Origin of the sequence: Pseudomonas sp. SWRI18 (genome assembly GCF_014268345.1) — a bacterium.
GTDB classification, from domain to species: domain Bacteria; phylum Pseudomonadota; class Gammaproteobacteria; order Pseudomonadales; family Pseudomonadaceae; genus Aquipseudomonas; species Aquipseudomonas cedrina.
Genome location: NZ_JACCQQ010000067.1, coordinates 1 through 204 on the forward strand (window position 1 = coordinate 1; position 204 = coordinate 204).

General features: G+C 64.2%; 1 protein-coding gene. It reads right to left on the bottom strand.

The annotated features are described in order from the left end of the window. Window positions 1–204 (bottom strand): hypothetical protein (locus tag H0Z09_RS27220; RefSeq protein ID WP_186694944.1); only part of this gene is annotated, 204 nt, incomplete at both ends.

Genomic DNA, 204 nt, shown 5'->3' on the forward strand with positions numbered 1-204 from the left:
TCTGGCTCTGGCTCTGGCTCTGGCTCTGGCTCTGGCTCTGGCTCTGGCTCTGGCTCTGGCTCTGGCTCTGGCTCTGGCTCTGGCTCTGGCTTTTGATCTTGATCTTGATCTGGGGCGCCCCGTCAACCACGCTGGCCGAACGCAGGCTTGAATCCGTGGGTAACCCGGCAGGACGCCGGGTTAGCCGTCCTGGGCCAAGGATGG